This is a genomic window from Peribacillus sp. NPDC097675, from assembly GCF_050277655.1.
GTDB lineage: Bacteria > Bacillota > Bacilli > Bacillales > DSM-1321 > Peribacillus.
Genome location: NZ_JBNNSK010000005.1, coordinates 199,360 through 213,246, shown reverse-complemented (window position 1 = coordinate 213,246; position 13,887 = coordinate 199,360). Strand labels below are relative to the sequence as shown.

Annotated in this window: 11 protein-coding genes; 8 read left to right on the top strand and 3 right to left on the bottom strand. The window is 41.8% G+C overall.

Annotated elements, in window-relative coordinates:
• Positions 1-3: 3 nt before the first annotated feature.
• The 3 genes from ACQKL5_RS09860 to ACQKL5_RS09850 are packed head-to-tail and all read right to left on the bottom strand — an operon-like array spanning position 4 to position 4,191.
• Positions 4-1,431: a sigma-54-dependent transcriptional regulator gene (locus tag ACQKL5_RS09860; RefSeq protein ID WP_427608367.1), complete on the bottom strand. Its 1,428-nt coding sequence runs from the start codon at positions 1,429-1,431 to the stop codon at positions 4-6.
• 1 nt (position 1,432) lies between these two features.
• Entirely contained in the window at positions 1,433-3,031 is a 1,599-nt protein-coding gene (locus ACQKL5_RS09855) for a GAF domain-containing sensor histidine kinase (protein ID WP_427608365.1), read from the bottom strand.
• 11 nt (positions 3,032-3,042) lie between these two features.
• Positions 3,043-4,191, bottom strand: a complete 1,149-nt coding sequence (locus ACQKL5_RS09850; RefSeq protein ID WP_427608362.1) for an iron-containing alcohol dehydrogenase — start codon at positions 4,189-4,191, stop codon at positions 3,043-3,045.
• 265 nt (positions 4,192-4,456) lie between these two features.
• Between ACQKL5_RS09850 and ACQKL5_RS09845 the strand changes: the two genes are divergently transcribed.
• From ACQKL5_RS09845 to ACQKL5_RS09810, 8 genes are all read left to right on the top strand, one after another.
• Positions 4,457-5,863 carry a M20/M25/M40 family metallo-hydrolase gene (locus ACQKL5_RS09845; protein ID WP_427608361.1) on the top strand — a complete coding sequence of 469 codons (1,407 nt, stop codon included), beginning with the start codon at positions 4,457-4,459 and terminating at the stop codon, positions 5,861-5,863.
• A 351-nt stretch (positions 5,864-6,214) separates the two neighbouring features.
• A complete protein-coding gene (locus ACQKL5_RS09840) occupies positions 6,215-6,502 on the top strand; it encodes a YwqI/YxiC family protein (protein WP_427608359.1) in 288 nt (95 codons plus the stop codon).
• Positions 6,499-8,529, top strand: coding sequence for an ADP-ribosyltransferase (locus ACQKL5_RS09835; RefSeq protein WP_427608357.1), 2,031 nt, complete (start codon positions 6,499-6,501; stop codon positions 8,527-8,529). Before ACQKL5_RS09840 ends, ACQKL5_RS09835 begins: the two co-directional genes overlap by 4 nt.
• 9 nt (positions 8,530-8,538) lie before the next feature.
• Positions 8,539-9,570 (top strand): ADP-ribosylglycohydrolase family protein, encoded by a 1,032-nt coding sequence (locus ACQKL5_RS09830; RefSeq protein ID WP_427608355.1) that lies wholly within the window; start codon positions 8,539-8,541, stop codon positions 9,568-9,570.
• A gap of 360 nt (positions 9,571-9,930) precedes the next feature.
• Positions 9,931-10,605 carry a response regulator transcription factor gene (locus ACQKL5_RS09825; RefSeq protein WP_427608353.1) on the top strand — a complete coding sequence of 225 codons (675 nt, stop codon included), beginning with the start codon at positions 9,931-9,933 and terminating at the stop codon, positions 10,603-10,605.
• Positions 10,605-11,984, top strand: coding sequence for a sensor histidine kinase (locus tag ACQKL5_RS09820; protein WP_427608351.1), 1,380 nt, complete (start codon positions 10,605-10,607; stop codon positions 11,982-11,984). Before ACQKL5_RS09825 ends, ACQKL5_RS09820 begins: the two co-directional genes overlap by 1 nt.
• Positions 11,985-12,092: 108 nt before the next feature.
• Complete coding sequence (locus tag ACQKL5_RS09815; RefSeq protein WP_427608350.1) at positions 12,093-13,187, top strand: ABC transporter permease; 1,095 nt, start codon at positions 12,093-12,095, stop codon at positions 13,185-13,187.
• Complete coding sequence (locus ACQKL5_RS09810) at positions 13,184-13,861, top strand: ABC transporter ATP-binding protein (protein WP_427608348.1); 678 nt, start codon at positions 13,184-13,186, stop codon at positions 13,859-13,861. Before ACQKL5_RS09815 ends, ACQKL5_RS09810 begins: the two co-directional genes overlap by 4 nt.
• Positions 13,862-13,887: the final 26 nt, after the last annotated feature.

Genomic DNA, 13,887 nt, shown 5'->3' with positions numbered 1-13,887 from the left:
ATGTCAACTATGACTCTTTTCGTTTAGGATATAACGTAATTTCCTCATGGAAATCTGCAGACGCTTGGCTGCCTCATTCCGGTTTCCATACGTTTTTTGCAGGGTTTGCAGGACGAGTTCTTTTCCAATGGTGGTTTCGAGCTGCTTAATTTCCAAGAGAATATTTTCAAGCGTCAGTTCATCATTTTCGTTGAATTCTGCTATCAGCTTCTTCCGCCATTCTTCAAGATGGTTTTCAGGTAAGGAATGTTCCATTGGTGTTGGCTTCTTGGATGAATTAACTTGGGTAGGCAGAACAATATCCTCTGCTGTAATTTCCTGTTCATGATCTGCGAGGGTAAGGGTTCTCGTGATGACATTAGATAGCTCACGGATATTCCCGGGCCAGTCGTATAGCTGTAATTTTTCGATGGCGCCTTGAGAAAAGGTAATAGCCGGCTGACCGTTTCTTTCAACCAAATGTTCAACGAGAAGGGGAATATCCTCTTTTCTATCACGTAAGGCCGGGACTTCAAGAGTGACAACAGTCAGGCGATAAAATAGATCTTCCCGAAATCTATTATTCTCTACTGCCTGCTGAAGGTTTTCATTAGTGGCGGCCACCAATCGGGCGTTTGTCCGTAATGTCCCGCTGCTTCCGACTCGCATAAACTCCCTTGTTTCCAACACCCGCAATAGCTTGACTTGGATAGCCGGGCTGGCATCCGCAATTTCATCAAGGAAGAGGGTTCCGTTCCCAGCTATTTCAAAGAATCCTTTTCGCATTTGAGTGGCACCGGTGAAGGCTCCTTTTTCATGGCCAAATAGTTCGCTTTCAAGCAGGGATTCTGAAATCGCTCCACAATTAATCGCGATAAATGGCTCGTGGTTACGTGGGCTTGCTGAGTGAATGAAGCGGGAGAGTACCTCTTTACCAGTTCCCGTTTCCCCTTCGATTAAGACATTAACCGGTTTCTGTGCGACTTTGAAGGCCACTTCAGTCAGTTCTTTCATTAATAAGCTTTCTCCTGCGATGAGACCGGAGTCCTGGGCCAGTTTCTGAATGAAGTGCTGATTTGAATCTGTGTTCTCGTTCAAGAGGTTGTCGAGCTGCCTTTCCAATATATCAATGTCAACAAAGGGTTTTTCCATATAATCGCTTGCCCCAAGTTTCATTGCACGTACAGCCGTCTTGACTGTGCTGTAACCTGTCATGATGAGTGCCTTGCAACGAGGTTGTTTTAACTTGAGATGCTGCAAGAGGGATAGGCCGTCACAATCCGGAAGCTTTAAATCAATCATGGCCGCATCATAATGTTGCTGGTCAAAATCGATTGCATGAAAGTCCTTTCCACTGTTTACGACGTGTACCGTGTATCCTTTCATCGTAAAAAGGCGGGATAAAAAAGTACCAACTTCTTTCTCATCGTCCACAACGAGTAAATGAAACATGCTATAATCTCCTCTCAGTATCTGTCGGCAAGGGAAGCTTTAGGAAAAATGTGCTTCCTTGTCCAGGAGTACTCCATACGTCAATTTTCCCTCCATGGTCTTTCGCAATCCCAAGACTAACGGACAACCCCAATCCTGTTCCTTTATCTCGGTCTTTTGTTGTATGAAAAGGATGGAAAATGAGAGGGAGGCGCTCGGTTTCCATTCCCGTTCCATTATCAGCCACCTGAACCACCATATAGTTCTCCTCTAAATAAGTATGGATGGTTATTAATTTGTTAGCTGCACCTTTATTGTCGTCCAAGGCATCTTTGGCATTCAATAACAAGTTGATGATAATCTGTTCAATTTGTTGTTGGCTTCCCATGAGATGGGGGAGACCCTCCTGCAACGAGAGGTGAATGGAAATTTGTTTCTTCTCGAGTTGGAATTTCAACAGGTTCATAACTTGATGGATTGCTTCATTAATGGAGTAATAGTGGAACTTGTATTCATCCTGCCGTGAAAAGGTAAGCAGGCTTTTAATAATTTGCCTGCACCGGTCTCCACAATTTTGAATATCGGTTAAAAGGCCATAATCAGGGTGTTCGGGAAGAGTATCTCTCAATAAAAGCTGAGAATTTCCAAGGATGGCTGTTAATGGACTATTTAATTCATGGGCTACTCCGGCCGCCATTTCGCCGATGGCTCCCAGCTTGTCGGCATGCAGTAGTTGGGCCTCCATTTTCCTCCTTTCAGTGACGTTTTTATAATAAGAAATGACTCCGTATACTTGCCGTTCCTTATTCAGTATGGGGTAAGCGTGCATTTCCATAATGGCACCATGCTGAAGGTGAATTTCCTGAAACCTCGGCTTATCTAGTGAAAAGGTTTCTTGTATGAGAACTTGTGAGGCTTCCATCAAAGCAATTAAATCAAAAAAATCCTTGGCTGCGTCATTGGATTTGTGGACTCGACCCTCACGATCAAAGACGATGATCATATCTTCTACCGCTTTGAAGGTATCCTCCCATTCCTGCTTGGAATGAAGCAGTTCCTTATAGAGCTGAGCATTCTCGAACGTTAGTGCTAGCTGTTTGGATAATTGCACTAGAAAGTCCAACTCCTCTTCAAGCCATTCTTTGTTATTCTTCCTACCGAAGATTAAAATCCCGATTTCTTTACTCTTTCCGCACAAAGGAACAAATAAGAGCGTTTTAATCTGAAGCGACAGCAGTCTTTCCTTTTTTAGGTAGGGTGGAAGTATGTTGTCTTCCACCTGGAGAAGATGAATGTCCTTTAAGGGAAATTGGCTTCTTGATACCACTTCCATTTCGCATCGGCCAGTTGGGCACATATGGAGCAGGGTTGGTTCTTCTTCATATAAAACAACAAAATGACTGTCATCAAATGATATCAGTCGTTTGAGTTTTTCGATTACAAGTTGCAAAATCTCCTGAATGTCCATGTCTATATTCATGGTTTTGGTAATATCATTCATGATTTCCAGTTGTAGATTTTTCTTTTTTAACTGATCGACGGTTTTCTTTAGTTCCGTGTAATATGTCTTTTTCGAAGATTTCACACCTGTCATTAAATCTATCATTTCATTCTTGTTCATGATGGCACCTCCTATAGGGCTGTAAGGAGCAATTGCTTAATCTGTTCTAGGGACATATCACGAGGATTTGTGATCATGCAGGCATCATCAATTGCAGTCATTCCAATAGTTTCTATCATGTCAGGTGTAATACCGACGTCACCTAAATTTCTAGGTGCGCCTATATCTTGTGATAACTCCCTTACAAAGGATATGGCAGCTGTGCCGGCTTGGAGTTCTGACAGAGTCCTTGTATCAATCCCCATGATATCTGCCATTTGGCTGAATCGCCTGGGGGAAGCAATCCGATTGAAATCCATGACATGTGGAAGGAGGATTGCATTGATTTCACCATGTGGGAGCAGATATTTGCCGCCAATGGCATGGGAAATCGCATGAGCAGCTCCTAAAATGGCATTGGAAAAGGCAAGTCCGGCTTGCAGGCTAGCCATTGCCATCGCTTCTTTTGCTTCTTCATTGTGCTTGGAAGCAACGGATGGACGTAGATATCTGGAGACGGTGGAAAGGGCATTTTGTGCTTGAACATCGGTGAGTGGTGTGGCTGCGATAGAAACATAGGATTCAATAGCATGAGTCAGGACGTCCATTCCCGTTGCCGCAGTCATATCTGGATCCAATGTTGTTAATGTAGACGGGTCGACAATTGCAATATCGGGAACAAGTGACTTTGAAATGATCGTCATCTTTTTCTCGCGGAACGAATCGACAATCACTGAAAACTGAGAAACTTCCGATCCCGATCCAGCAGTAGTCATGATCATGACCATGGGTGGAAGAGGGGAATGTACTTTGTCGACGCCTTCATAATCACTGATGATTCCGCCATTCGATGCCAATAATGCAATTCCTTTGGCGACATCCAGTGCGCTTCCCCCTCCAACCCCAATGATGGCATCACACTCATGGTCAAGAAAAATCGAACATCCGGCTTCTATTTCACGATCTTTGGGATTCGTCGTGGCGTCGATATAGGTAGCATAAGCAAGCCCCACCTCTTGACAGGATTTTATTACGATATCCAGCCAGCCCGCATTGGCTACACCCGAGTCACTAACAATCAGCACCTTTTTTGCTCCTAAACGTAGGCATGACTCCCCGGCTTGCTCTATCGAACCTTTTCCAAAAATCACTTCAGGCATCACAAATTTAGTAATGGACATCCTCGCCCCTTCTTCCCTGAATAAAGTCTTATTCTCTTTGTACTACTTTCCCGAAAAACATGTGAATTCCTGTATGTTTTCAAGATAAATTTTAAAAATTACGACAAAAAACATCGGCGTACCTCACCATGAACTTCTAAAAAATGTAGAAAAGGTAATTTAGACTAGTGAAGATTTGGAATAATTAGGATTAATTTATCTAATTATAATTTTCTGATTATTATACAATAGACTTTGATAATCTATTAAATTCAGGAGGGAATCTATGAAAAAACCATTTTTATCTCTTACAATAGCTACTACATTAGCATTAGGAGGTGTTAGTAGTAGCCCCGTGTTAGCAGCGCCTGCTCATTCATCTCCGAGTGAAAAAGCGCCATCTTCTGACAAGCAAATCGTTAAAAGGATCAATGTCGACAAAATCTACAATAATATTGCATACCTCTCGCAATCACCTCGGGTGGCCGGCACGGAGTCAGAATATAAAGCCGTCCAGTTCATTAAAAAACAATTCAAATCTTATGGATACAAAGCGGAAATTGAAGAGTTTCAATTCTTATCCTATACCGACCCTAACAAGGTGGAACTGGCTTTCGACGGATATGATGGGAAAGTTCAGCCAAAACATTTAACCTATTCCGTAAATGGAGACGTTTCAGGTGATGTGGTATACGCTGGAATAGGAACGTTGGAGGAGCTTGAACAAGCCAATGTTGCTGGAAAGATTGCACTCATACAACGTGGAAACCTTTCTTTTGCTGAAAAAGTAGTGAATGCAGCTCAAAAAGGAGCTGTGGGAGTCATCATTTACAATAATGCAGTGGGAGATTTAAACGGCACCCTTGGAGGAGTGAATGATCAATACGCACCAGCTGTCACAATCACGAAAGAAGCAGGGGAAGCAGTCGTTGCAAAACTGAAAAATGGGGAAAAAGTGAAGGCCTCCTTGAAAATCGAGGGTGCTTCTTCGGGAGAAAAAACTTCCTATAATGTAGTGGCAACGAAAAAAGCAACCAAGAATATAAAGGCGAAGAAGAGTGACATCATATATGTAACCGGACATCATGATTCAGTAGCTGGGGCACCAGGAGCGAATGATGATGCGTCAGGAACTTCCGTCACGCTTGAGCTTGCCCGTGTGCTGAAGGATATGCCAACAGACACGGAAATTCGCTTCATCACCTTTGGAGCAGAGGAAAATGGATTGCTGGGTTCGCAGCATTATGTGGACAATCTATCAGAAGATGAAATCAATAGGAGCATTGCCAACTTCAACTTGGATATGGTCGGTAGTAAAGATGCCGGGGAATTGGTCCTCTTGACGAATGATGGTGAACCGAATCTAGTAACGGATCTTTCACAGGCATCGAGTAAGAGATTGAACGGTGTAGCTACCCCTTATGGAGAGGGAGGTCGAAGTGACCATGTATCCTTCTCTGAAGCAGGCATCCCTGCGGCCTTGTTCATACACAATCCATCAGAGCCTTGGTATCATTCCCCGGATGATACGATTGATAAAATCTCAAAAGAAAAACTTCAAGATGTAGCACGAATAGTGGGGACAGCGGTCTATGACCAAGCGAAAGTACAAGAGAAAAAACCGAACCCTAAACATAAAAAAGGCAAAAAACAGAGAATGCCCCATTTACATTTCAAAAAGGATATAAGATGAGAATTCGAGAGGATGCAATTTGCATCCTCTTTTTGTTTTAAAAAATGGAGGTAAAAAGGGTTAATTCTATATCAAATTTACCGTGAGGAAATACCTAAAAAACTACTAAAGTAGCGTATTTATCCCTATTTATCTCTCGGACTTTAATCCTTATAATGTAAAATATGTAAAATATGACATTTGCATATTCGAGAAATTATTATGAGGTGATTCTTTTGGAATATGTACAAGGACGGAGTGACGCTCTCTCTACGTTCTTTAGTGAAATGCATAGTATGAATGGGAGGAATACCCGATTAGAACATAAGGATACATGTAGAAGTATCCGATTTAAAGAAGTTGGTGTTTTAAATGACGACAATTAAACTGAATCATTCCGCCGTAACAAAGCAAGTAAGCCAGGTGAAAACAGCCGTAGATGGGACGACAATCGGGGCACTGCCGGCCGACCAGCTCGGCAATAATGATCTGAACTTCACATCGAAATGGGAAGAACGGGAAACCAATCTGGAAAAGACCTTCAACCAATACCTGACGATCGTCAAAAAGAATCTGGAAGACACCCAGGCGAACGTGGATTTACTGAAAGAGCAGGATGAAGCCATCACCCATACTGCACAGGGGTATCAGCCGTTATGACCATTTACGAAGCCAAGCCTTTGAAGTCGGCCGTGAAGTCACGGGCCAAGCAATATGAGGAACTCAAGGGGCAGGTAGAAACGCTGAAAAAGGAATTCCAGGGAATCGTCGACCTCGATGAAGAATTGGCCGGAGCCGGGGCGACGGCCATCAAGAACTTTTACCGGGCGCAGGTCACCGTGGCGAATGCCTGGATTGAACTATTCACGACCCAGATCAGCTTTCTAAAAGGCGTTCCTGCGATATTGGAAGAAGCGGACATATCCGGTGAGACCGTGGTCGAGGTGCCCTTTTTAGAGGGGGAAGTGACCCACGGTCTCTCCAACGCCAAATCGATGGTGAACCAGCAGGCGAACGATCTTCAGAGGATTTTCCACAACATTGATGATATTCTCTCACTACAGGTATTCGACCAAGGAGATTTCCATGAGAAAATGGAAAAGGCCGAAAAGGAAAAGAATACGACCATCAACAAAGTGAAGGAAGTAGACAGCAAGCTGGTCGAGGAATATGAAGTGAGCGAGGGGCAGGAAAAAGTGGCCATAGGCCTTGTGCAGGCTCTCCTTGAAGCCACCAGTCAGAACGGTACCATTTCCCCGATGAACTTCAACCAAAGCGCCTTTCAAGCGAGTGCTGCCTATCAAGTGAAGGACGAAGTGGCCGCGAACATGAAAGGCTACCGGGAATTCAAGAAACAAGAGGCAGAAGCCCGGAAACTTGAAAAGGAAATGGAAGAACTAGAAAATCGGTCAGCTTTAGAAAAAACCTTGGATATAACTAAAACACTTGCAGGAGAAATGACGGGGTATTATGATTTCCTAAGAGCCACAACGGGCGTCGATCCCGTCACGGGCCGCAAACTTTCAAAGGCCGAACGAATCGCTGCGGCTGCGATGGCCGCAGCCGGATTCATTCCGGTCGTCGGTTGGGCAGGGCGGGCTGCCAAAGGCGGAAATGCCGTTTACAAAACCGTGAAGGGACTCAACGCTGCGGACCATTTGTTGGATGCCTATAAATCGACAAAAGCCATGGACATCCTCAAGCAAACCGAAGCTGGCCTCTATGGACTATCCGCCGCCAACGGACTCGGCGAAGCCGTCACCGGCAAGGACATGTTCGGAAACGAACTCACAGAAGAACAGCGCCAAACCAGCCTGATGACAGCCCTTGGCATAACCGGTATAGCAGGCGCAGCCAAGGTCGCAGATAAAATGGCAAACGGGACAAAATTCATCCCCTACAGCAAAGAATATATACATAATAAAGTCCAGAAAGCCCAAGAATCAATCAAGGATATGGGCATGGCCCTTGGGAAAGTGGAAGTGCCAACCGGAGTTAAGGTTAGGACAGTAGCCGATACGACTGGAAATACTTATAAACATATCTCGGTTGATAAGACGACGATAAAGAATCTAGCGCAGAAGATAAGCATAAGAGATGGAGCTAGTGGTGCTACTCCGAAAATCAATAATTTATCAGAAGCTCATGAATGGGGAGAAAAACACTATACTAAGTGGTTGAATTCCCTGACTGATAACGAAAGGACATCAATTAACCGATATACTGGAAATGATTATGAATATATTAATAAATACTTGCGAGGAATTGAAGACTCTTTATATGGAGTTAATATAAATATTATTGATGATATTAAAAGTGGTCTAAATAAAGCATCTGTTCCACATGATATGCAAGTCTTTAGAGGAACTGGCTATGAGCCATTTGAAAGTATTTTAAAAGTAGACGACACTGGTAATATAGATTTGGGATCATTAATAGGAAAGACTTTTAAAGATGAAGCATTTGTGAGTACTGCACTAGTAAAAGAGTCTTCTTTTGATTATAAGCAGGTTTCTTGGACGATAAATATTCCGAAAGGTGCAAACGCTGCTTATGTTTGGAAAGTTAGTGAATTTCCTGATGAGGCAGAATTACTTCTTAATGCTGGTCAAGAATTACTAATCAAAGAGGCCAATGAAGATGTGTATGGTAAATTACATCTTGTACTAGAATTAATTAAAAAGTAGGTGGAATGCATGGCAGGTAGAAGGATGAAAGACAGATGGGAAGACGATAACAAGATTTTTTTGAGTTTAGCTATTAAAAAAAGAATGTTGCCTAGTTTGTATGGTGGTATTGTTGGAGACATGCTGGGTGTACCGGTCGAATTTAAAAAAAGAGGTACATTTACTATTAATGGTGTAACGGGATATGGAACCTATAATCAACCTCCAGGCACCTGGTCAGACGATACGTCATTAACTTTATGCTTAATCGAAAGTATGATTGAAAATAGCGGTCAAGAGGAATTAATGCAAAAATTCGTTCAGTATATGGAATCTGGATATTGGACACCTCACCATGAAATGTTCGATATTGGCATAACGACTAGTGACGCCATTGCCAAGTTCAAAAAAGGAATACCGGCGCAAGAATGTGGAGGAAATGGCATGTTTGATAATGGAAATGGGGCATTAATGAGAATCGCTCCATTGGCATTTATCCTTTTTAATAACTTTGATTTCATAGAAAAAATCGAGATTATTAAAAAATATACGGAAGTTACTCATGCCCATCCACGCTCTGTGGTAGGTTCCGTCATTTATGTAGAATTTCTACTTAGACTTTATTATAATAATTCTCTTGAAGAATCAATAGGACAAATAAAAAATCTTTTTGAAAAGAATATTGATAAAAATCATATATACCAAAAAGAGCTACAAGCCTATTCAAGAATTTTTGAGGAAGATTTTTTTTCATTACCACAAGAAGATATTTTGTCAGATGGTTATGTCGTTCATACGTTAGAAGCAGCAATATGGTGCTTAGGAAATTCAGATTCATTTAGCGAAGCTGTTTTAAAAGCAGTGAACCTTGGGGATGATACCGATACTGTAGGCGCTATTACAGGAACAATGGCAGGCATGTACTATAAAATGGATCAGATTCCTAAAGAATGGCTAGAGAAAATCACAAGAAAAGAAGAAATTGATGAATTAATGACGAGATTCCATAGTTATTGTGCAGATAAAGCAATTAAAGAAGAGTATGGCAATTCGTCAATTTAATCCTGAAACTATATCGACCTCGATTGGCTCTAAGCCTTTTGAGGTTTTTTAAATAACTTTTTACCTAACACAAGAATCCTGGATTTAAAACATATTTGATTTATTATTATAATATTCAAATTGCAACTTCTCTAGAAGAGTAAATAGTCTAGGTTTATATGTGTTTGACGTGAACGTAGTCTTCAAGTTTTTTTTTTGCTTCAGTAGGCTATTTTGCTATTTCATAGTTAGTTGAAATAGATGTAGAAGAAGGAATAAAAACCATCTACCTGTTTTATTTCAAATGGCTTGAGTTGTTTTAGGAGCTCGAATATTGCTATTGTAGGGATAGTAATAATTTGAAGCGGAGATGTGGTTTCTTTGATACATATATTAATTGCAGATGATGATCGACATATTCGAGAGTTACTGAAATTCCACTTGGAAAAAGAAGGATACATGGTGTTCGAAGCGAAGGATGGGAATGAGGCTTCATCATTATTAGAGAAAGAACGAATTCATCTGGCTGTCGTAGATATCATGATGCCTTATAAAAATGGACTGGATCTTTGTAAGGAAATACGCCATCAATATGATTTGCCCGTTATTCTGCTTACGGCTAAAGACCAGCTTATAGATAAAGAAAAAGGATACTATGCCGGGACGGATGATTATCTCGTTAAACCCTTTGAGCCACGAGAGCTTTTATTTAGAATCAAAGCCCTCTTGCGTAGGTACCGTATGGTGAATGCTGAGTTAATAACATTAAATAAAACCATCATCGACAGAAAAAGTTATGAAGTCCGAATTCAGGGGAATACGTTGCTTCTTCCTCTTAAGGAATTTGAACTGCTCGCTCAATTAGGGAGTTTCCCCGATCAGGTTTTTACGCGGGAGCAACTTATCGAACTTGTGTGGGGAGCAGATTTTGAAGGGGATGACCGGACGGTGGATGTTCATATCAAACGGTTACGTGAACGATTCACAGGACGTACGGATGATTTTGTCATCACGACTGTCAGAGGATTGGGATACAAGCTGGGGGTCAAAAAATAGTGAAAACACTCTATTTTCGAATCGTTGTCCAAACGATCTTAATCATGGTGCTTGCCAGTGTCATTGCTTTTTTACTTTCTAATGTGTACTACCATCAAGTTCTTAAACCCTACAATGGAGAGAAAATCAGCAAGGTCGCAAGGGAGATCGTTTCTTTGTATGAGGAAAATCCTGATCAGGATATTGATGCTTATTTAAACCATGTATCAGGATTGCATTACCAGCTGTACTTAATCAATGAACAGGGTAAGGCTACTTCTTATGGCAAATCGTTTCATCAAACGGATTTGGATGCCGATACGATTTCTGATGTCTTGAACGGGAAAGTCTATGAGGGGATCGAAACCTATAATAACGGGTTGTTCATTACCGGCTTTTTTGAAGATGCATTAGAAAATAGTATTGGGGTCCCGCTGAACGTGGATGGCGAAAAATACGCCTTGTTCGTTAGACCTGATATTGAAAAGCAGTTTGGGGAAATTCGCTTTTTCCTGGCCGTTTTGCTCGTTCTTATGATTTTACTTAGTTTCTTTTTCATCATTTTTAACACACGTTTTCTAGTTAAGCCCATTACCAAATTAACGGAAGCGACAAAACGGATTGCTGATGGGGATTATAGTGGTGATTTGAACGTTACCCGTAGTGATGAAATTGGGGATTTGGCGAAACATTTTTCGAAAATGACTCAGAGTATCCAACGATTGGAGGACATGAGGCAGGAGTTCGTTTCAAATGTTTCACATGAAATTCAATCTCCGCTTGCCTCGATACAAGGTTTCTCCCAAACTTTGCAATCGGAAGAATTGACGAAGGAAAAACGAAAGGAATACCTGTCCATTATTGAAAAAGAGAGTCGGCGTATGTCCTCAATGAGTAAGCAGCTTCTGATTCTCGCTTCATTGGATAAAGGAGACGATCCCCTACAGCGTACAAGCTTTGATCTAGCTCAGCAAATAAGACAAGTGCTGTTCATGCTGGAATGGAGTTGGCGGGAAAAAGACATGGTGATTGAAATGGATCTACCATCCACCGTGATTTCTGCAGACGAGAAGCTGTTAATTCAAGTATGGACAAACCTGATAACGAATAGCATTAAGTACTCTGAAAGTGGGAGTTCAATCATGATTCGTATCAAAAAAATTGGCCGCATGGCCGAAGTGATGATTAAAGACACTGGTATGGGAATGTCGGATGAAGAGCTTCCTCATATTTTTGAACGGTTTTATAAAGTTGATAAAATGCGTAATCGCAGTGAGAACGGGAGTGGCATAGGTCTTTCCATTACGAAAAAGACGGTGGAACTTCACGGTGGAACGATAGTGGTTCAGAGTGAGCTAGGCAAAGGGACTACTTTCTTCGTTCGTTTGCCCCTTATGTAATCTATTGTTCATCTTCCATTCATATTGATTCATTACAATCGATGTATACCACACGAACATAAGAGACTGGATGTTCAAACGGTAACAAAAGAATTGGGAGATGAAAAAATGTTTTTAGCAATACGTGAGCTGAAACATTCAAAGGTGCGCTACTTACTGATCGGGTTGATCATGATTTTGGTCGCATGGCTGGTCTTTATCATTTCTGGATTGGCCAATGGTCTTTCAGCTGAAAATGCTTCCTCCATACAAAGCATGGATGCTGACCATTTTGTGATGGAGTCTGACGTGGAACAAAAACTAAATCGATCGACCCTTCCGATGGATACATTAAATGAGGTCCGTTCTTCGACGGGTGTTGATGGAGCTGAGGCCTTGGGTCAAATGATGTCGACCTTCAATAAAGAAGGTACATCTAAAAAGACGGACGTCACGATTTTTGCAACGGATGCCAATGGGTTCCTTGCACCTAATATCATAGAAGGGAAAAGTTATGATAATAAGAAGGTAGGCGATATAGTAGCCAACGATTCCTTAAAAGAGGAAGGCTATAAGATAGGCGATACGTTAGTAGATGAATCATCGGGTACCAGATTCACCATCGTAGGGTTCACCGAAAATCAATCCTACAGCCATACACCTGTTGTATACATGAATGTTAAGGGATGGCAGGGGATTAATCCTCGGTTGAAAAACACGGACGCAATTAGCACAATTGCGGTTCAAATGGATCAAGGAGAAGAGGGTACGTTGAAGTCTGTGTCTGATGTGGAACTCATCACGAAGGATGAGATGCTTCAGAGTATCCCAGGATTTAAAGAAGAACAAGGTACCTTGACGATGATGATTGCGTTTTTATTTGTAATCGCTGCATTTGTCCTTGCTGTTTTCTTCTATGTGATTACTTTACAGAAGACGAATCAATTTGGTGTCATGAAAGCACTTGGAGCGAGTAACGGCTACCTTGCAAAAAGTATCGTGGGCCAAGTGTTCATTCTCGCTGTGGTATGTATAGCGATCAGTGTTGCATTAACATATGGTGTTACTTTCATCATGCCTGAAGGAATGCCATTCGAGTTAAGTACCTCATTGGTCATTCAATATTCCCTCCTTTTATTGATTGTTTCGGTATTGGGTTCCTTATTATCACTATATCGAGTGTCAAAAATTGATGCCATTGAAGCGATTGGGAGGGTAGCATGATGAATCATAAACTATCATTTGATCACGTCAGTAAGATTTATGGTGAGGGTGAGAACATGGTGAGGGCTCTTAACGATATTTCCTTTCGTGTGAAAGCTGGGGAGTTTGTGGCCGTTGTTGGTCCATCAGGTTCAGGGAAAAGTACTTTTCTTTCTATCGCAGGGGCGTTGCTTTCTCCAAGTAAGGGTAGATTGCTTTTAAATAATGAGGATATTACATCACTTTCTCGGAAGAAATTAGCACGTGTACGGCTTGAGAAAATTGGCTTTGTTTTTCAATCATCCAATCTTGTTCCATACCTTACCGTACGTGACCAGCTTCTGCTTATATCAGAATTGATTGGTCAACGTGACAAGAAAGCTGTGAAAAAGGCTGATGAATTACTCAGTCACCTTGGACTTAGCCATCGGGCTAACCATATGCCAGAAGAACTTTCAGGCGGGGAGCGTCAGCGCGTAGCCATTGCACGATCGTTGATGAATAATCCAGAAATCATTTTAGCGGATGAACCAACTGCAAGTCTTGATTCAAAGCGGGGACGGGAGGTTGTAGAAATGCTTACGACCGAGGTGAAGTTAAGAAACAAGGCTGCCATCATGGTGACACATGATGAGAGAATGTTAGATTTGTGTGACCGTGTCGTCAACATTACCGATGGTAAAATTCTTCTATAAAAGAGGACAGTGTATAAAGGCCACCT